Raw genomic sequence first — 19,104 nt, forward strand, 5'->3', positions numbered from 1 at the left:
GCAAGCCGAATTTTGCAGGCCCGGCAATTTTTTCTGTTTTTGCCGGGCCTTAAGTTCAAAAGATCAGGCTTCGTCGTCGTCGCCGCCGACGCCGATAATGCCGCTCACGTCGTCGTTTTCGTCGTCTTCATCGGCTTCGAGGAAGGTATCGTCGTCATCGCCGAGATCGACATCGTCGTCATCGCCCATGTCAGGAATGTCATCGCCGCCGGCCGCATCGTCGCCGTCGTCGTTCGCGACCATTTCGATATCGGGGTTCTCGGTATCGACTTCCTGGACGTCTTCTTCCTCAGCCTGTTCCATCTTCACGGCAGCGCTGTTTTCCGCGAAGAAGGACAGCGGGTAGGATTTGCCGGTATAGGGCGAAACGACCGGATCACGGTTCAGGTCGTAGAATTTCTTGCCGGTTTCGGGGTCGGTGCGCTTGGTGCCGAGTTCCGCTTTAGCCACAGTCAGAGCCTCATGGGATAGCCGATCAGGTCGGCGGGCCGCAAATGCGGCGTTCAATGGGTGAAAATCTAAGCCGGTCCCCATAAGGCCTGACGGGCCGGATGTCAAAGGCTAACTTTTCCTGATTTGCCGGGCCAACAAGCGGATGACCGGCCTATGTGTTTATGATAACGACGGCGAAAATTCGCAAGCACGCGAATAATACGACACAGATGATATAAGGACTGGCCATGTCGCATGGGATCGCCCTGAAGCCGGCAAGATCGAAAAAATCCGAAAACCTTTCCGGCACCGTCCGCATTCCGGGCGACAAGTCCATCTCGCACCGGTCCTTCATGTTTGGCGGCCTTGCTTCGGGTGAAACCCGCATCACCGGCCTGCTCGAAGGCGAGGATGTCATCAATACCGGCAAGGCGATGCGCGCCATGGGCGCCAAGATCGAAAAGGTCGGCGCCGAATGGATCATCCAGGGCACCGGCAATGGTGCGCTTCTGGCGCCCGAAGCCCCGCTCGATTTCGGCAATGCCGGCACCGGCTGCCGCCTCACCATGGGTCTGGTCGGCGTCTATGATTTCGACAGCACCTTTATCGGCGATGCGTCGCTGACCAAGCGCCCGATGGGCCGTGTTCTCAATCCGCTGCGCGAAATGGGCGTGCAGGTAAAGGCTGCCGATGGCGACCGCCTGCCTGTCACCCTGCGCGGGCCTAAAACGCCGAACCCGATCGTCTATCGCGTGCCGATGGCATCCGCCCAGGTGAAATCCGCGGTCCTGCTCGCCGGCCTCAACACGCCGGGCATTACCACCGTCATCGAGCCGGTCATGACCCGCGACCATACGGAAAAGATGCTCCAGGGTTTTGGCGCCAACCTCACCGTTGAAACGGATGCGGACGGCGTCCGCACCATCCGGCTCGAAGGCCGCGGAAAACTTACCGGCCAGGTCATCGACGTCCCGGGCGATCCGTCCTCGACGGCCTTCCCGCTGGTCGCAGCTCTTCTCGTGCCGGGCTCCGACGTGACGATCAAGAACGTCCTGATGAACCCGACCCGCACCGGCCTCATCCTCACCTTGCAGGAAATGGGTGCAGATATCGAAGTGATGAACGCCCGCAGCGCCGGTGGCGAGGATGTTGCCGATCTGCGTGTCCGCGGTTCCGAACTGAGGGGTGTCACGGTCCCGGCCGATCGCGCCCCGTCGATGATCGACGAATACCCGGTTCTCGCCGTTGCCGCCGCCTATGCCGAAGGCACGACGACCATGCTCGGCCTCGAAGAACTGCGCGTGAAAGAATCCGACCGCCTTTCGGCCGTCGCCGAAGGGCTGAAGCTCAACGGCGTTGATTGTGACGAAGGCAAGGAAACGTTGGTCGTGCGCGGCCGTCCGGGTGGCAAAGGGTATGGCAATGCTTCCGGCGCTGCCGTCGTCACTCATCTCGACCACCGCATTGCCATGAGTTTTCTGGTTCTGGGGCTTGCCTCCGAACATGAGGTGACGGTGGATGACACCTCGATCATCGCCACCAGCTTTCCGGAATTCATGGACCTGATGACTGGCCTTGGCGCCCGGATCGAAAACGACATCTGACGAAACGGGGTTCGGAGGAGCCTGACATGTACCAGCCGCCGCATTTTCGGGAAGAGGATCTTGGCACCCAGCAGGCGCTGATCCGCGCCCATCCGCTGGGTCTGCTGGTCACGTCGGGCGCTTCCGGCCTCATCGCCAATCCGGTGCCGTTTCATCTCGATGCGGCAGCGTCGGAAAAGGGCGTGCTGCGGCTGCACCTCGCCCGCGCCAACGGCCAGTGGAAAGATATCCGGGATGGCGCTTCGGTTCTCGCCGTCTTTCAGGGCGCCGACAGCTATGTCACGCCCTCCTGGTATGCGACGAAACGCGAAACCGGCAAGGTCGTGCCCACTTGGAACTACGCCATCGTTCAGGCTCGCGGCCCCGCCCGTATCATCGAGGATGCCGACTGGCTGCTCGCCCAGATCGGTGCCATCACCAGCCAGCACGAGGGCAACCGCCCAATGCCCTGGTCCGTAGAGGATGCGCCGGAAGAGTTCATACGCGCCCAGCTGAAGGGCATTGTCGGCGTCGAGATCGAGATTGCCGAGATAGAAGGCAAGTGGAAGGTCAGCCAGAACCGCCCGGTCAGCGACCGCGAGGGTGTTGCGGCGGGGTTAGACCAAGTGCCGGGGCAGGAAGATATGGCTGGGCTGGTGCGAGACTATGGCAAATTGAGATAGAACCGGGTTCCCGGCGTCTAGAATTCTAGCGATACCGGTAGCAGTTATTTTAGGCTGCGCGGCTTACGATAGCCTTCCGTTTAAGGATGACGGCTAATCGGATAAGGCAAAGCGATGAAGGCCGAACGTGATCGCGCCCGGCAGATGCGGCGAGCAAGGCTTAAACGTTCAATTATCTGGCGTAAGCCGACATTGGAGGGGGGAGCTCCCGCGACTGCCTGTGAACGCCGGTAGTCTGTTGGATCAGCGAGAAAACCATCGCTTCTGGTTTTCGTTCGTAGTCCTCGTGCCCTACAGCCTTTTCTTTTTGATATGCTTCACAGTAATCGATGGCCACTGGTGGGTCGGACATATCAGCACTGCATTTGCGGTGTTTTTGCTCGCCGCCCTTTGCGTGCCGATCATAATTCTGTCGACCACCATCGCCGTACTTTCCAGGCGTGGTCATCGGCGTGCGCATGAAATCAACCAGCGTGAAACGGTTTATGACCATCCCGAGAAAATTGATACCTCGGCAATTTCCTGGCCGAAGCTCGTCTTTCTCCTCATCGCTTTGCCGGTCTGTATATTTGCGATGGGAGAGGTCGCGACTCGTTTGCTGAACGGCCTACCTGCTCATATCCGGCCATACCGGGGGCGCTATCGACTTTTTCACGAAATCCTGGGTCCATGGCTTCCGGAGGGTCCGTTGACGCCGATTTTGTTCGGGTGCCTGTTGGTGCTCGCTATGTGCCTCGTCATCTGGATTGGCTGGAGAAAGCTCAAGACCTGGCGCTAGACCGGATCGAATCATGCGCTTGCCCTATCGGCAGGGTTTCCGGTAGAGGGTCAGGCCGATGACTACCTTGGGAAGAAATACTAACATGATCATCGCCATCGATGGCCCGGCCGCCGCCGGCAAGGGCACCCTGTCGCGCCAGATCGCGGAAGCCTATGGCTTTCACCATCTCGATACCGGCCTGACCTATCGGGCAACGGCCAAGGCGCTGATCGATGCCGGTCTGGCCCTTGATGACGAGGCCGTGGCCGAAAAGGTGGCGCGCGAAGTCGAGCTGGCGGGTCTCGACCGCGATATTCTATCTGCTCATGATATCGGCGAGGCGGCCTCAAAGATCGCCGTCATGCCGTCCGTCCGCCGTGCACTGGTCGAGGCGCAGCAGGCATTTTCGCGCCGCGAGCCCGGCACCGTTCTCGATGGCCGCGACATCGGCACCGTCGTCTGCCCGAATGCGCCCGTAAAGCTTTACGTTACGGCCTCGCCGGAAGTCCGCGCCAGACGTCGTTATGACGAGATCGTCGCCAAGGGTGAGATGGCGGATTACGACCATGTCTTTGCCGATGTGAAGAAGCGCGACGAGCGCGACATGGGCCGGGCCGACAGCCCTCTGCGCCCCGCATCCGACGCGCACTTGCTTGATACGTCGGAAATGAGTATAGAGGCCGCGTTTCGGGCCGCGAAAGCGATTATCGACGCCGCCCTGAAATGAGATGACGAGATGCCGGCCTTGCCGGTGTTTCTTCGGAAGGCTTGCAGTTCAGTCCTCGCGCCGGATTGCCTCCAAGAGAGGCGGGCTTGGACTGCGGGCGTGATCAACACGAACCCACCGGCGCATATGTATCCTCGGATAGAGGATGCTCTAGGAGATTCCATGGCAGTATCTAACCCCACCCGGGAGGACTTCGCAGCCCTTCTCGAAGAATCCTTCGCTTCCAACGATCTGGCCGAAGGCTACGTTACCAAAGGTCTGGTAACGGCGATCGAAAAGGACATGGCGGTTGTTGACGTCGGCCTCAAGGTCGAAGGTCGCATCGCGCTGAAGGAATTCGGTGCAAAGGGCAAGGACGGTTCGCTGAAGGTCGGCGACGAAGTCGAAGTCTATGTCGAGCGCATTGAAAACGCACTCGGCGAAGCAGTTCTGTCGCGCGAGAAGGCTCGCCGCGAAGAGAGCTGGGTCAAGCTCGAAGCCAAGTTCGAAGCTGGCGAGCGCGTTGAAGGCGTTATCTTCAACCAGGTCAAGGGTGGCTTCACCGTCGATCTCGACGGCGCCGTTGCCTTCCTGCCGCGTTCGCAGGTCGACATCCGTCCGATCCGCGACGTTACCCCGCTCATGCACAACCCGCAGCCCTTCGAAATCCTCAAGATGGACAAGCGTCGCGGCAACATCGTTGTTTCGCGCCGTACGGTTCTCGAAGAGTCCCGCGCAGAGCAGCGTTCTGAAATCGTTCAGAACCTCGAAGAAGGCCAGGTTGTTGACGGCGTCGTCAAGAACATCACCGATTACGGTGCGTTCGTTGACCTCGGCGGCATCGACGGCCTGCTGCACGTCACGGACATGGCTTGGCGCCGCGTCAACCATCCGTCGGAAATCCTGTCCATTGGCCAGCAGGTCAAGGTTCAGATCATCCGCATCAACCAGGAAACCCACCGTATCTCGCTCGGCATGAAGCAGCTCGAGTCGGATCCGTGGGATGGCATTGCCGCCAAGTACCCGGTCGGCAAGAAGATTTCCGGTACCGTCACGAACATCACCGACTACGGTGCATTCGTCGAGCTGGAGCCGGGCATCGAAGGCCTGATCCACATTTCGGAAATGTCCTGGACCAAGAAGAACGTACATCCCGGCAAGATCCTGTCCACGAGCCAGGAAGTCGACGTTGTCGTTCTCGAAGTCGATCCGTCCAAGCGCCGTATCTCGCTCGGCCTCAAGCAGACGCTGGAAAACCCGTGGCAGGCATTCGCCTACTCGCATCCGGCTGGCACTGAAGTCGAAGGCGAAGTCAAGAACAAGACCGAATTCGGCCTGTTCATCGGCCTCGAAGGCGATGTCGACGGCATGGTTCACCTGTCGGATCTCGACTGGAACCGTCCGGGCGAACAGGTCATCGAAGAGTTCAACAAGGGCGACGTCGTCAAGGCTGTCGTTCTCGATGTGGATGTCGAAAAGGAGCGTATCTCGCTCGGCATCAAGCAGCTCGGCAAGGACGCTGTCGGTGACGCAGCTGCCTCTGGCGACCTGCGCAAGAACGCTGTCGTTTCGGCCGAGATCATCGCCGTCAACGACGGTGGCATCGAAGTGAAGCTCGTCAACCACGAAGACCTCGTGTCCTTCATCCGCCGCAACGACCTGGCACGCGATCGCGACGATCAGCGTCCGGAGCGTTTCTCGGTTGGCCAGGTTGTCGACGCCCGCGTCGTCAACTTCTCCAAGAAGGACCGCAAGGTCATGCTTTCGATCAAGGCGCTGGAAATCGCTGAAGAGAAGGAAGCAGTTGCACAGTTCGGTTCGTCCGACTCGGGCGCTTCGCTCGGCGACATTCTCGGCGCGGCTCTGAAGAACCGCGGCGGCAACGAGTAATCGTTGCTTTCGGAATAAAAGAACCGCCGGGCGAAAGTCCGGCGGTTTTTTCATGCGCGTATTTTTGAAAAGGCCGATACGCCGAGATCAGTTCCAGCCGGCCATCCGCCAGTAGAGATCGTTGGCGCGGGCGCTTTCCTCATCCGGCACCTTGCCCTGGCCTTCTTCCGTATCGTCGCCTTCGGCACCTTCTTCCTCTTCACCATGGTGATGAAAGGACTGGTCTTCCGGTGCGTCTTCTTGCCTGTCCTCGCCGATCGCGTCCACTTCCTGGGCCTTGCGCTCGCGACGCTCCTCTTCCTCTTCGGCGGGAGGATAAGGAACGAAGTTTGGAACCAGCGCTTCCCGCATCACCGGTACCGGCAATGTCGGTACGAAGCGTGCATCGGGCGCATCGGCGGCATCGGCATTCGCCATCTTCGGGTTTGCGGTATTTGGTGAACGCCCTTCTTCTGCAGCCGTGGTTTCCGCAGAAGCCGTCTCCGCTTGAGCGGCAGCGCCGTTCGGGCCCGTATGTTCCGGAGCCGCCGTCTGTGCCGTTTCAGCTTGGGCCGAAGGCGTGGAGCGGCCGAACAGCCGGCGCAATACCTCGTCCAGCGAGGTTTCCGGCGCGCGCGCCAGAAGCGACGACAGCGTCGAGGCATCGCTGAGGTCGGCGGCAAATGCTTCGGCCAGCCATTCTGCAAGTGCTGCCGGCATCGGTTCGTTGGCCGACCGGCTTGGTCTGGCAGCGTTTTCCGGCGCAGCATGCCGCGCGGCTTCCGGATGCTTGATCGAACCGGTCATCCCGCCGCCATTGTCCGGCCTTGGCGTTCCGGAAATCGCCTGCCCATGAGCCTTGGTGGCTTCAGCCGATGCACCCGGCATCTGGGTGGATGCGGCCTGCATCATGCGGCCGGAAACACTCGTTTGCACCGCTGCCGCGAGCCCGTCGCCGCCGGCCTTTGCCATCGGCGCAAATGCCGCTCCGGTCGCGAGGCCGCCGGATGTCGATGCTGTCGATCGGGATCCGCTCGCCTCTCCCGCCTGAACACCTTGCATCGGCCGGCCGGCGAGGGGGGGCGATCGGTCGGCGCCGGAACGTTGCGTGCCACCTTCGGAGATTGTTTCGACGTCCGCTTCGATTGCGTCCGCAAGGCCGGTGGGTAGGGGCTCGGCGCCATTCACGCTCGACTGGCCGGCCGCCTGTGGCTGCTGCGCCGCCGGAGACATGGCGGTCGATGCAGGAGAGGCAGGCGTTGTCATCGGTGTTGCGGCTGCCTGTGCCTGGGCCGGTGCGGTCGATTGACCACCGGCCGGCGCAGCCGGGTTCGCCGACGATGCGGCAGCTGTCCTGCTGGCCGCTGCATCGCCACCGTTCTGGCGATAGGAGCTGACCACGGCGCTTGTTGCCTGGTCCGTGCCGGCCAGCTGTGCACCTTCGATCGACATGGCGAGCTTTGCCGCTTCGAGCCCTGCCGGATTGTTGAGGAATTCCGCCAGCAGGCGCACCGAAACGCCCTTGACCAGCTGGTTCAGCATGCGCTCCAGCACGGCGCGTTCGCCCGGCGACATGGCTTTCACGGCTTCCGTCAACCGCTTGGCATAGTCGGTCAGCGGCTCGTTTTCGCCGCGCGGCATGTCGAGCAGGGCGCCGATCGTCTCGGCAAAGATGGAGGATCCCTGCGCGATCTGCAGCTGGCCGGAGAGCGAGAGGATATCGAGCCTGCCGCCGGAAAGCGGCATGTCGTTGGCGGCCGCATGACTATGGGCGCTTGCAAGATCAAGCCGCGGACGGATGGCGATCTGCGGGACTTGTGACTGATAGTCCGGCGATACGCTTGAAGGGGCACGAACTGGAGGTAGCATGGGCCTGCTCCATCTCTGGCTCAAAACAACCGTGAAACAGGTCGGCCATGTGCGGATATGAAATGCGGCCTTCCAGGCCCAGCCCGCGACGCCTCATGGCGCCCGATATTGCCGATCGTCAAGTAGTGCCCGCAAATAGTTAACGTTTCGATAAAGATTGCGAAAATCAGTTCGCACACGCGCTGATAAATGTTCGCTTTTGCAACATCGCTGTCTGGTCGTGTTAATCGGAGCAATGCTCAAGAAAACTCTCAATGAGTGCTCGGTAAAATTCGGAAGCAATTCCGTTTTTTGCTTTGGAATATCGATTCGCATCAGAAATTTCTTATAGATTTACGTCGCGAACCGGTCGCGCTATAGCTGCCGCAAGTTGTACGCTTTCCAGATCTCGGACACGGAACGTTGGCAAGAGGAGAAGCCGAGCTTGCAGCCGACCACAGTCAAGTATTACCAGATCAGCGGTTCTGTTGGCCTGACCCAGGAACTTGTTGCCCTCGACGTCAATAATGACGGCAAGCTCGATCTTGTCGGCGCCAGCCTCTTCTGGCCGCCACAGGACAATTCCATTCCGGTCTACGTGCTTCTCAACAATGGCAAGGGCAGCTTCACGCTCGGCTCGAACCTGATCAGCGGTGGCGTCCCGGGAACCACCCATCCGCGCGAAATGCTGACCGGCGATTTCAACAGCGACGGTATCACGGATATCTTCATCGCTGACCACGGCTACGATGCCAATCCTTATCCCGGTTATCGGAACACGCTGCTGCTCGGCAAGGCGGGTGGCGGTTTCGTCAACGCGACCGGAGTTGCCAATCTGCCCGGTTATTCCGATTTCACCCATTCCGCAGCTGCGGTCGATATCGATGGTGACGGCGATCTCGACATTTATGTCGGCAATGTCTTCGGCGGAAACACCGGCCCCTATTTCCTGATCAATGACGGCAGCGCGCATTTCACGGTGTCCACGGCCGGTCTTCCGGCCGATATCGTTGCGCGGACAAAGACTTATACGACCTCGCTGTTCATCGATGTCGACGGGGATGGTGACAAGGATCTATATCTCGGCGCCGATTCCGCAGGCGACAAGCTTCTCATCAATGATGGCTCCGGCCATTTTACCAGTTCAGCCACATCGCTGCCGGACGGCCTGTTTGGTGCCGCCAATTCCATCCGCGTCGATTCCCAGGCGTTTGATTTCAATCGTGACGGCAAGCTGGACATCCTCTCGGTCCAGACGAGCAACGGCCCCTTTTATGTTGGCGCGCGGCTGCAGATCCTGCAGTCGAACGGCGTCGGCGGCTTTACCGATGCCAGCTCCCTCTATCTCGACAGCCAGCCGAATATCGCAGGCTGGATCAAATACATAACCTTCGCTGACATCAACAAGGATGGCGCGCTCGACATGGTTGGCGAGCTGTCCGGCAATACGCAGGGCATCGTTGCCTATATCAACGACGGAACCAACCATTTCTACCAGCTTCCGAAAGACGCCCTTTACGCGCCGGGCGGCACGTTCGAGGTCATGGATATCAATGGCGACAAGGTTCCGGAAATCGTTCAGGTCGGCAATTCCGATGGCAAATACCAGCTTGCCGTCATTTCGATGAAGATTGATTCCGGCGATGTCACCGGCACGTCCAAGGCCGATACCATCTTTGGCGGTTCGAAGGCCCAGACCCTATGGGGCAAAGGCGGCAAGGATGTGCTTGTCGGCGGCGGCGGAAACGATGTTCTGGTCGGCGGTGCAGCTGGTGATAAGCTGCTCGGCGGCAAGGGATCGGACACGGCATCCTATGCCGACGCAACCAAGGCCGTCACCGCCAATCTTGCCAACACGGCTAAAAATACCGGCGATGCCAAGGGCGATGTCTATGCCTCGATCGAAAACCTTGCCGGCTCGAAATATTCCGACGTGCTGACTGGCGATGCTGCAGGCAACATGCTGTCGGGCGGTGACGGTAATGACAAGCTCTATGGCGGCGCCGGCAACGACCGGCTTTACGGCGGTCTCGGCAAGGACACCCTCGTCGGCGGCCTCGGCAAGGATACATTCGTCTTCGACACCAAACTTGGTGCAGCGAATGTCGACAAGATCGCTGATTTCGTCGTCAAGGACGATACGATCTGGCTGGACGACGACATCTTCACAAAGGTCGGCAGGACCGGCCATCTCGCCAAGGACGCTTTCTGGATCGGCACCAAGGCGCATGATGCCAGCGACCGGATCATCTACGACAACAAGTCCGGCAAGCTCTGGTACGACGCCGATGGCAATGGCAAGGAGGCCGCCGTCCTCTTTGCTACCATCAACAAGCATCTGAAGATGACCTTTGCGGATTTCGACATCATCGCCTGATCGGTGATAACCCTCTTTGAAGCGGACGTGAAAATGAGTGCAGGATTGAAGCCCGTTAAGATCGCATATTTCCAGATCAGCGGATCGGTCGGAGGGACGCAGGAGCTTGTCGCCGTCGATGTGAACCACGATGGAAAGCTCGATCTGGTCGGCGCCAACCTCTATTATCCGCTTCAGGATAGCGCCATTCCGGTCTTCACCTTGCTGAACAATGGCAGCGGCGGTTTCACGCTTGGTGCGCAGAGCCTCATCACTGGTGGCGTTCCGGCAACCGTCCATCCCCGTGAAATGGTCACCGGCGATTTTAACGGCGATGGCATAACCGATATCTTCATCGCCGATCACGGCTATGACGCTTCGCCGTTTCCCGGCCACACTAATGTCCTGATGCTCGGCAAGGCCACCGGCGGCTTCGTCGATGCGAGTTCGACGCTCCCGACCATCCCCGATTTTTCCCACTCTGCCGATGCAGCGGATATCGACGGTGATGGCGATCTCGATCTCTATGTCGGCAATATCAATGGCGGCGGAAGCGGGCCTTATTTCCTGATCAATGACGGCACGGCGCATTTCACCGTTTCAAGCGCTGGTCTTCCCTCGGATATCGTCAATCGCCAAGGGGTCTATACCACGTCGCTTTTTATTGATGTCGATGGGGACGGCGACAAGGACCTCTATCTTGGCAGCGACACGACAAACGACAGGCTGCTGATCAACAACGGCGCCGGGCAGTTCATCGACGCATCGTCGTCCATGCCTTCCGGCCTCTTCGGTCCTGCCGATTCAATCCGGCTCGATGCGAAGGCTTTCGATTTCAACCGGGACGGCAAGGCCGATATCCTCTCGGTCCAGACCAATAACAATCCGTTCTATCAGGGAGCGAAACTGCAGGTCCTCATTTCGGACGGGCACGGTGGTTTTTCGGATCAAAGCGCGCTCTATCTTGATAGCCAGCCAACATTGAGCGGCTGGATCAAGTATGTAAGCTTTGCAGATATCAATAAGGACGGCTCGCTCGACATGATCGGCGAGTCTGGCGATGGTGTTGTCGCTTATATCAACGACGGCTCCAACCATTTCTATCAGCTCGCCCCCGATGCCCTTTTCTCGTCGGGCGGCACGATCGAGGTGATGGACGTCAATGGCGACGGCGTGCCGGAGATCGTCCAGGTCGGCAATTACGACGGAAAATATCAGGTGACGGTTGCCTCCATGCAGATCTCTGCGGGCAATGTCACCGGCACGGCATCGGCCGACACCATCTTCGGCGGCTCCAAGGCCCAGACCCTCTCGGGCAAGGGCGGCAATGATGTGCTCGTTGGTGGTGGCGGCAACGACATCCTGGTGGGCGGCGCTGGTGCCGACAAGCTGCTCGGCGGCACGGGATCGGATACGGCATCCTATGCCGATGCGACGAAAGCCATAAGCGCCAGCCTTGCTAATTCCGCAAAGAATACCGGCGATGCCAAGGGTGATGTCTATGCCTCGATCGAAAATCTTGCCGGTTCGAAATATTCCGACGTGCTGACTGGCGATGCCGCAGGCAACACGCTTTCGGGCGGTGATGGCAATGACAAGCTCTATGGCGGCGCCGGCAATGACAAGCTTTACGGCGGTCTCGGCAAGGATGTGCTCGTCGGCGGCCTTGGCAAGGATACGTTCGTCTTCGACACCAAGCTCGGCGCGACGAATGTCGATAATATCGCTGATTTCGTCGTCAAGGACGACACGATCTGGCTGGACGACGATATTTTTACCAAGGTCGGGAAGACCGGCCATCTCGCCAAGGACGCCTTCTGGATCGGCACCAAGGCGCATGATGCCACCGACCGGATCATCTATGACGATAAGTCAGGCAAGCTTTGGTATGATGCCGATGGTAATGGCAAAGAAGCGGCTGTGCTGTTTGCCACCATCGACAAGCATCTGAAGATGACTTTCGCAGATTTCGACATCATCGCCTGATCCGCGATTGAAGCCGGCGACCACTCTTGCCGGCTTCGCCTGTCGTCTGTCGTCAGGCGGCCAGCTTCTTCTTGAGCAGTTCGTAGAGGCCGATATCGTCGACGCGGACCGGCTGGATATCCGCCTTGCTCGCGTCTGCCGCGTCGTCGGCAAGCATGTCGGTCGCAGTCTTCTCGCCGGCTTCGCTCTTGGACGCCTCGGCCTTCAGCACCGTCACTGCCGAGGAAGCGTCGCCGTCTGTTGAGGCGGCAGCGTCCGCATTCTGTGCCTGATCGGCAGCCCTGGCGGTCGTGTCGGCGTCACTCGCATGGCCGGCCTGTTCGGCGGCTGCGGCGAAAAGCGTGATCATCTCGGCGGCTTCGGCGGATTTTGCATCCGCCGCATCGGCGCTGGAGGTGCTTGCCGCGCCATCGACCTTGCCGGTCGCCACATCGTTCTTCTTCTCGACGACGTCCTGAACCTTCTGGACGTCCTTCAATTTTTCGCCGGCTTCGGCGGCGGTGATATCGTCCTGCCGCTCGGCCTTCGTTTCCGCATCCTCGATCCGGGTGGGATCATACCCCTGCGGACCGGCTTTCAGCTCTGCCAGCGTCTTCGGATCGGCAACGTTTTCGAGCCGCTGCACGACGCGTTCGACTTCCGTGTCGAGCTTGCCGCCATTGATCTTGCGGTTGATGCCATCCATCAGGCGCTGATTGTCGTCGCCATAAGGATTCTGGATCGCCTTCAACAGCGTGGCAGCGGAGACGCCCATCTCGTCGAGGCCGAGATCCTTTTCGAGCTCGCTCGTGCCGTTGGAGCCGAGGCCCTTCAGCGCGTCTTCCAGCGCCTTGCCGAGCGTGTAGTTGGAGCGGGCCTCGTCGGTATCGATGCCGAGCTTGTCGGCCAGCCGGTCGATCAGCTTGATCTTGACCTCGTTCGGATCGGCATTGTTGGCGCTGAACAGCGCCGTGGCGATCTTGTCCTTGGCGCGTTTGGCCTCTTCGCTGGCGCTGATCTTCGCCTCGGTAACGACGTCGCGTTCCTTGCCGGTACTCTTCTCTTCCTGCTTCTTGCGCTCTTCCTCGATGCCGTCGAGCATCGACTGCAGCGTATTGTTGGCGACGAGGCCGAGCGACTGTTGGGTAGGAAGCAGCATGAGTTCTATCTCTCTTGGCGAAAGGCAGTTGCTCGCCAAGATAGAATCGCAGGGTTAACTCTTGTTAAACAGCAAGCCGCAAGGATCCGGGGGCTCTGCCTCAGCTATGGGCAAAAATGTCGGTTTCGTCCCAGCCGAGCAGATCGAGCTTCGCTTTGGTCGGCAGGAATTCGAAACAGGCGCGGGCATGCTCCATTCGTCCGTCGCGCACCAGCCGCGCGGTCAGCTTGTCCCGGAGCGCATGCAGATGCAGCACGTCCGAAGCGGCATAATCGAGTTGGGCCTGCGACAGGGTCTCGGCCGCCCAGTCGGTCTGCTGCTGCGCCTTCGAGACGTCGATCTCCAGCATTTCCCGCAGATTGTCCTTGAGGCCATGCCGGTCGGTATAGGTGCGCACCAGGCGCGAGGCGATCTTGGTGCAGAAGACCGGGTTCGTCGTCACGCCGAACGTGTGAAACAGCACGGCGATATCGAAACGGCCATAATGAAAGATTTTTTGCCGTGCTGGATCCGACAGAAGCGCCACGAGATTGGGTGCGGCCGTCTGGCCGGCGGCGATGCGGATGATATCCGCCGAACCGTCTCCAGGCGAAAGCTGGACGACACAGAGCCGGTCACGTCGCGGTATCAGGCCAAGCGTCTCGGTATCGATGGCGATCGCATCCGTGTAGCGCGCCGCATCCTCTGCCGCGATATCCCCTTCATGGGTCCGGATGGTCGTCATGGCTGTCTCCGCATTTCTGGTCATACCTTTCGCTATAACACAGGTGCTGGAATCAAAATCGCTTTTCGAAAGCTGCAAACCTGTTCCCAACAAGGTAAGCATCTGTCGGGGTTGATCATGTTTTCGGCAATTAGGCGCTCCCAACCGGGTTCCTGCGTCTTTATCGTCAATCAGGCGCCCTGAAACTGCCGGGCAAATGCCCAGCCTTGCGTCAAACGCATTGCTGCATTGCAACGAGAGCTCTTGGCGATGCCGGATGATTGGATTAGAAACTATCTCATCGAACGGCACACCTCCTCCTCCCAGTGCCGTTGGATACGGATCGACAACATCCTCCTCCTCCCAGTTGTCGATCAAGTTTAAAGCCTGGCGCATCCTCCTCCCGCGCCAGGCTTTTCCCGTTTTAGGGCCTGATTTTCTCGACATTTTTCCTTTGAAGCACACCGGCGAAGCCGCGTTGAGCTTGCCGTGCGCAGCATGCTGCAAACCGGCATTTGAAACGTGAAGACGAATCGGGAGTGTGCGCTCGGCGGTTTAAATCCGCTTTCGCTGACCAGTGGTTGAGATTTCACGTAAGTGTCATATGGCCTCGCTATAGGGAACCTGCTTTCCCTTCGAATTCTCGCGAGGTTTCCATGCGCAAGCTATTTGCCGCTCTAGCCGTTTCGACCGTTCTCGCCGGCGCCGCCCAGGCCGCCAACGTTTATCCGCTGGATCGTGCAACGATCCTCACCGGTTCGCCCTTCGACTTCAAGGTCGAGTTCACCGCCAACGTCAAGCCGGAAGACATCAAGGTCACCGTCAACGGCGAGGATTACAAGGCGACTCTCGGCAAGGAAGCCCAGTTCGTCGCTGAAGAAAAGGGCAAGGACAAGGCCCTCGGCTCGGCCATCATCCTGCGCGGCGTGACGATCGCCAAGGCTGGCGATTACAAGGTCGAAGTTTCGGCCGGTTCGGAAACCAAGTCGGTCACCTGGAACGTTTACGGCACCGGCGAAAAGCCGAAGGCCAAGAACGTCATCTTCATGCTCGGCGACGGCCTCTCGGTTGCGCACCGCACCGCTGCCCGCATCATGTCCAAGGGCATGACCGAAGGCAAGGCAAACGGCCGCCTCAACATGGATGACGTGCCGCCGGCAGCTTTCATCGGCACCTCGGCCACCAATGCCGTTGCCACCGATAGCGCCAACACCATGTCGGCCTACATGACCGGCCATAAGACGGCCGTGAACGCAATCGGCGTTTATGCCGACCGTACGCCGGACTCGATGGACGACCCGAAGGTCGAGACCATTGCCGAGGCGCTCCGCCGCCAAACCCAAGAAGTCGATCGGCATCGTTGTGACCGCCGAAGTCGAAGACGCGACGCCGGCCGCCGTCGTCTCCCATACCCGCAACCGCAACGACAAGGCCGAGATCGTCGGCATGCTCTATGACGTCAAGCCGGAAGTCCTGCTTGGCGGCGGTTCGGCCTATTTCCTCGGCAAGGATGTCCCGGGCTCCAAGCGCAAGGACAACCAGGATTACATCCAGCTCTTCAAGGACGCCGGCTACAAGGTCGCGACCAACAAGGACGAGCTGGCCGCCAACGCTACTGCCGACGGCAAGCTGCTCGGCCTCTTCCATCCGGGCAATATGGACGTCACGCTCGACCGCGAATTCCTGAAAAAGGGCACGGTCGACAAGTACCCGAACCAGCCGGGCCTCGTTGCCATGACCAAGGTCGCCCTCGACCGCCTGTCCAAGAACGAAGACGGCTTCTTCCTGATGGTTGAAGGTTCTTCGATCGACAAGATGTCCCATCCGCTCGATTGGGACCGCGCCGTCATCGAAACCATCGAATTCGACCAGGCCATCGGCCTTGCCCGCGAATTCCAGAAGTCCCATCCGGACACGCTGATCGTTGTCACCGGCGACCACACCCACGGCGTTTCGATCATCGGTACCGTTGATGACGACAAGCCGGGCACCGAGATGCGCGAAAAGGTCGGCACCTACGCCGATGCCGGTTTCCCGAACTACAAGGACGAGAACAAGGACGGCTTCCCGGACAAGATCGACGTCTCCCGCCGCCTGTTCCTGAACGCCAATAACGGCCCGGACCATTACGAAACCTTCCGCCCGAAGATGGACGGTCCGTTCGTTCCGGCCATCCAGAACGAAAAGAAGGAATATGTCGCCAACGAACAGTACAAGGACGTGCCCGGCGCCGTCTTCGTACAGGGCAACATTCCGAAGAACGGCGACAGCGGCGTTCACGCTGTTGACGACGTCGTGCTGCAGTCGGTCGGCCCGGGTGCCGAAGGCTTCCGTGGCTACATGGAGCAGAGCGACGTCTACAAGGTTCTGGCCGATACGCTGGCTCTCGGCACCAAGCAGACCAACTAAGGTCTGACTGAACGGAGAAATTCCGTTAAGATATCTCCCGGCCGGTCACTCGGCCGGGAATGCCGTTTTCAGAGCCAACTCCAGGAGATTGCCATGACAAAGCCCCTCTCGGTCACTCTGAGCCGACGTTCCATGCTCGGCCTCATCGCTGCCGCACCCCTCGCAGCAGCCGGTTCCGCCCGCGCAGCCGACACGCTCGGTTTCGATGAGCTCTATGGAAAATTCGGCGTTCTTGGCCTGGAATTCTCCGACAAGGTCAAAAAACTCTCCGGTCGTCCGGTGACGATGCGCGGCTTCATGGCGCCGCCGTTGAAGGCCGAGGCAAAATTCTTCGTGCTGACCGAAATCCCGATGTCGATCTGCCCCTTCTGCTCCTCGGATGCCGACTGGCCGGACAATATCGTCGTCGTTTATCTCTCCGACAAGCAGACCTTTACCCAGCCGGGCCAGACGATCGAGGTCGATGGCAAGCTGGAATTCGGCTCCTGGACCGATCCCGAGACTGGTTTCGTCAGCCTGCTTCGCCTGCGCCAGGCCGAATATCAGACCGCCTGAGCATGCTTTCTCTCTCCGTCGAAAACCTGTCCGTCTCTTTTCCGGGGCTCGATGCCCCCGTGCTTGTCATCGATGACCTGAAGATCGCAGCCGGCGAGCATGTCGCCGTCACCGGCGGCTCCGGTTCGGGCAAGAGCACGTTCATCAATATGGTAACCGGCCTCGACCGCACCGCCTCCGGAAATATTTTCTGGAATGGCCAGGATATCGCCCGCCTGTCGGAAGGCGCGCGTGACCGCTGGCGGGCTGAACATGTCGGCCTCGTCATGCAGGATTTTCACCTGTTCCAGGGGCTGTCTGCCGTCGACAACGTGCTTCTGCCCGCGCGCCTCTCGCGCGTTGCCGATCGCGCCATGACCGACCGCGCCCACGAACTTCTCTCTTCGGTGGGGTTGTCCCGTCCGAACCAGAAGATCGACACCATGTCGCGCGGCGAGATGCAGCGCGTGGCGATCGCCCGCGCACTCCTGCGCCGGCCGGGCGTGGTGGTTGCCGATGAACCGACCGCAAGCCTCGATGGCGCCTCCGGCGAAGCAGTCGGCAAGCTTCTGCTCGAGATGGCTGCATCGGCCGGCAGCACGCTGATCGTCGTCTCGCATGACCAGACCCTGATCGATCGCCTCGACCGCCGCCTGACGCTCGCGGCTGGGCGCATCAAGACCGATACGAAGGCCGGGGAGAGGGCACAATGATCCGTTTCATCCTCGCCGATATCAAACGCATGTGGGCCGGCGCCATCGTTGTGGTCCTGCTCGTAGCGCTCGCAACCGCCCTCGGCGTCACCGTCACCCTGCAGGAGCGCGCATTGCGCCTCGGCAGTGCGCGGGCGGCGGATAAATTCGATCTCGTCGTCGGCGCCCCCGGCAGCGAGACCCAGCTCGTTCTCTCTTCCGTCTTCCTGCAGGCCGCACCGCTGCCGCTCGTCTCCGGCGATGTCCTGGCAAAGCTCGCCGCCGATCCGCGTGTCGCATGGGCGGCCCCGATCGGTTTTGGCGATTCTTTCGCCGGTTACCCGCTGGTCGGCACCACCCGTGCGCTGATCTCGAACACGACGACCGGTTTTACCGAAGGCCGCATGTTTGAAAAGGAAGGCGAGGCAATCCTCGGTGCTGCCGTCAATCTGCCGCTCGGCGCCGAGATCAAGCCCATGCATGGCACGGCCGCCAGCGGCGGCGAAACCCATGCCGGGGTCGTTTATCACGTCGCCGGCCGCCTCAAGCCCACTGGCACGCCATGGGACCGCGCCATTCTCGTGCCCCTGCAGGCCGTCTGGCATGTTCACGGCCTCGGCCATGCGCATGAGGAAGGCGAGCACGAAGAGGCCGGCCACGATCACGCTGACGGCGATCACGACCACGATGGCGAGGCCCAGCACGCCGGTGAGGCAGCGCATGCGGCTGAGGTTGCGCCGGCTACCGGCGAAACCGCGGCCAACAGCGCAACCCACGCCGAAGAGCATCACGACGACCACGATCATCACGGCACGATCGATGCCGATGCGCCGATCATGGAGGATTACGGCACCGATGCGCCGGGCCTGCCGGCCATCCTCGTCAAGCCGAAAACCATCGCCGATGCCTATCGCCTGCGTCAGGCCTATCGCACAGGCGGCACGCTGGCCGTTTTCCCCGGCGAGGTCCTGACCAGCCTTTATTCCACGCTCGGCGATGCCAAGTTCGTTCTGAGCGCTGTCGCCGCCGGCTCGCAGGCTCTGGTCGCAGCCGCACTGGTCCTCGTCACCGTCACCCATGTCGCCCAGAGGCGGCGCCAGATCGGCGCGCTGCGGGCCTTCGGCGCTCCGCGGCTTTCCGTCTTCACCATCGCCTGGGCCGAACTTTTCCTCATGGTGGCGCTCGGCATCTGCCTCGGTTTCCTGATCGGCCTTGCCGCCGCCCGGCTGATTGCCGATGCCTTTACGGGTCAGAGCGGCATCGTCCTTCCCGTCGAGTTCACCGGCCAGGATGTTCGGTCCTTCCTCGGCCTCCTCATCGTGGCTGCCATTCTCGCGGCGGTCCCGGCGCTACTCGCCTACCGCCAGTCGCCGGCAAAGGCACTCAGGAGCTGATTGAGCCCTGC

General features: G+C 60.3%; 14 protein-coding genes and 1 pseudogene. 11 read left to right on the plus strand and 4 right to left on the minus strand.

The features are described 5' to 3' along the window. Nucleotides 1–63 precede the first annotated feature (63 nt). A complete protein-coding gene (locus tag FHW37_RS16090; RefSeq protein WP_145638218.1) occupies nucleotides 64–450 on the minus strand; it encodes a TIGR02300 family protein in 387 nt (128 codons plus the stop codon). A gap of 230 nt (nucleotides 451–680) precedes the next feature. On the opposite strand from FHW37_RS16090, the gene aroA reads away from it, so the two are divergent. The 5 genes from aroA to rpsA all read left to right on the plus strand — a co-directional run bounded on the left by aroA (nucleotide 681) and on the right by rpsA (nucleotide 6,054). Beyond that, complete coding sequence (aroA, locus tag FHW37_RS16095; RefSeq protein ID WP_145638220.1) at nucleotides 681–2,036, plus strand: 3-phosphoshikimate 1-carboxyvinyltransferase; 1,356 nt, start codon at nucleotides 681–683, stop codon at nucleotides 2,034–2,036. Between the two features lie 26 nt (nucleotides 2,037–2,062). Next, entirely contained in the window at nucleotides 2,063–2,698 is a 636-nt protein-coding gene (locus FHW37_RS16100) for an FMN-binding negative transcriptional regulator (protein WP_145638221.1), read from the plus strand. Nucleotides 2,699–2,936: 238 nt separating this feature from the next. After that, nucleotides 2,937–3,476 carry a hypothetical protein gene (locus FHW37_RS16105; RefSeq protein ID WP_186458282.1) on the plus strand — a complete coding sequence of 180 codons (540 nt, stop codon included), beginning with the start codon at nucleotides 2,937–2,939 and terminating at the stop codon, nucleotides 3,474–3,476. Between the two features lie 85 nt (nucleotides 3,477–3,561). Next, nucleotides 3,562–4,185 (plus strand): (d)CMP kinase, encoded by a 624-nt coding sequence (gene cmk / locus FHW37_RS16110; RefSeq protein ID WP_186458283.1) that lies wholly within the window; start codon nucleotides 3,562–3,564, stop codon nucleotides 4,183–4,185. A gap of 162 nt (nucleotides 4,186–4,347) precedes the next feature. Further along, a complete protein-coding gene (gene rpsA, locus FHW37_RS16115; protein ID WP_145638225.1) occupies nucleotides 4,348–6,054 on the plus strand; it encodes a 30S ribosomal protein S1 in 1,707 nt (568 codons plus the stop codon). 87 nt (nucleotides 6,055–6,141) lie between these two features. Here the strand turns inward: rpsA and FHW37_RS16120 are convergent, their stop codons facing one another. Then, complete coding sequence (locus tag FHW37_RS16120; RefSeq protein ID WP_145638227.1) at nucleotides 6,142–7,902, minus strand: hypothetical protein; 1,761 nt, start codon at nucleotides 7,900–7,902, stop codon at nucleotides 6,142–6,144. Between the two features lie 424 nt (nucleotides 7,903–8,326). On the opposite strand from FHW37_RS16120, the gene FHW37_RS16125 reads away from it, so the two are divergent. Further along, entirely contained in the window at nucleotides 8,327–10,258 is a 1,932-nt protein-coding gene (locus FHW37_RS16125; protein WP_145638228.1) for an FG-GAP-like repeat-containing protein, read from the plus strand. A 33-nt stretch (nucleotides 10,259–10,291) separates the two neighbouring features. Then, nucleotides 10,292–12,223, plus strand: a complete 1,932-nt coding sequence (locus tag FHW37_RS16130) for an FG-GAP-like repeat-containing protein (protein ID WP_145638229.1) — start codon at nucleotides 10,292–10,294, stop codon at nucleotides 12,221–12,223. A 52-nt stretch (nucleotides 12,224–12,275) separates the two neighbouring features. Here the strand turns inward: FHW37_RS16130 and FHW37_RS16135 are convergent, their stop codons facing one another. Further along, nucleotides 12,276–13,361, minus strand: a complete 1,086-nt coding sequence (locus FHW37_RS16135; protein ID WP_145638231.1) for a hypothetical protein — start codon at nucleotides 13,359–13,361, stop codon at nucleotides 12,276–12,278. A 100-nt stretch (nucleotides 13,362–13,461) separates the two neighbouring features. Continuing rightward, nucleotides 13,462–14,085, minus strand: coding sequence for a ribonuclease D (locus FHW37_RS16140; protein ID WP_145638232.1), 624 nt, complete (start codon nucleotides 14,083–14,085; stop codon nucleotides 13,462–13,464). Nucleotides 14,086–14,720: 635 nt separating this feature from the next. Here FHW37_RS16140 and FHW37_RS16145 point away from each other — a divergent pair. The 4 genes and pseudogenes from FHW37_RS16145 (at nucleotide 14,721) to FHW37_RS16160 (ending at nucleotide 19,093) form a co-directional block, all read left to right on the plus strand. Then, a pseudogene (locus FHW37_RS16145) lies at nucleotides 14,721–16,473 on the plus strand (alkaline phosphatase). Between the two features lie 93 nt (nucleotides 16,474–16,566). Beyond that, nucleotides 16,567–17,028 carry a hypothetical protein gene (locus FHW37_RS16150; protein WP_145638233.1) on the plus strand — a complete coding sequence of 154 codons (462 nt, stop codon included), beginning with the start codon at nucleotides 16,567–16,569 and terminating at the stop codon, nucleotides 17,026–17,028. A 2-nt stretch (nucleotides 17,029–17,030) separates the two neighbouring features. Beyond that, nucleotides 17,031–17,720 (plus strand): ABC transporter ATP-binding protein, encoded by a 690-nt coding sequence (locus tag FHW37_RS16155; protein ID WP_145638235.1) that lies wholly within the window; start codon nucleotides 17,031–17,033, stop codon nucleotides 17,718–17,720. After that, the gene (locus FHW37_RS16160) at nucleotides 17,717–19,093 is read left to right on the plus strand and encodes an ABC transporter permease (RefSeq protein WP_145638236.1); all 1,377 of its coding nucleotides are present in this window, start codon (nucleotides 17,717–17,719) and stop codon (nucleotides 19,091–19,093) included. Before FHW37_RS16155 ends, FHW37_RS16160 begins: the two co-directional genes overlap by 4 nt. Nucleotides 19,094–19,104 lie beyond the last annotated feature (11 nt).

The sequence above is a fragment of the Neorhizobium alkalisoli genome (assembly GCF_007829835.1).
Lineage (GTDB): Bacteria > Pseudomonadota > Alphaproteobacteria > Rhizobiales > Rhizobiaceae > Neorhizobium.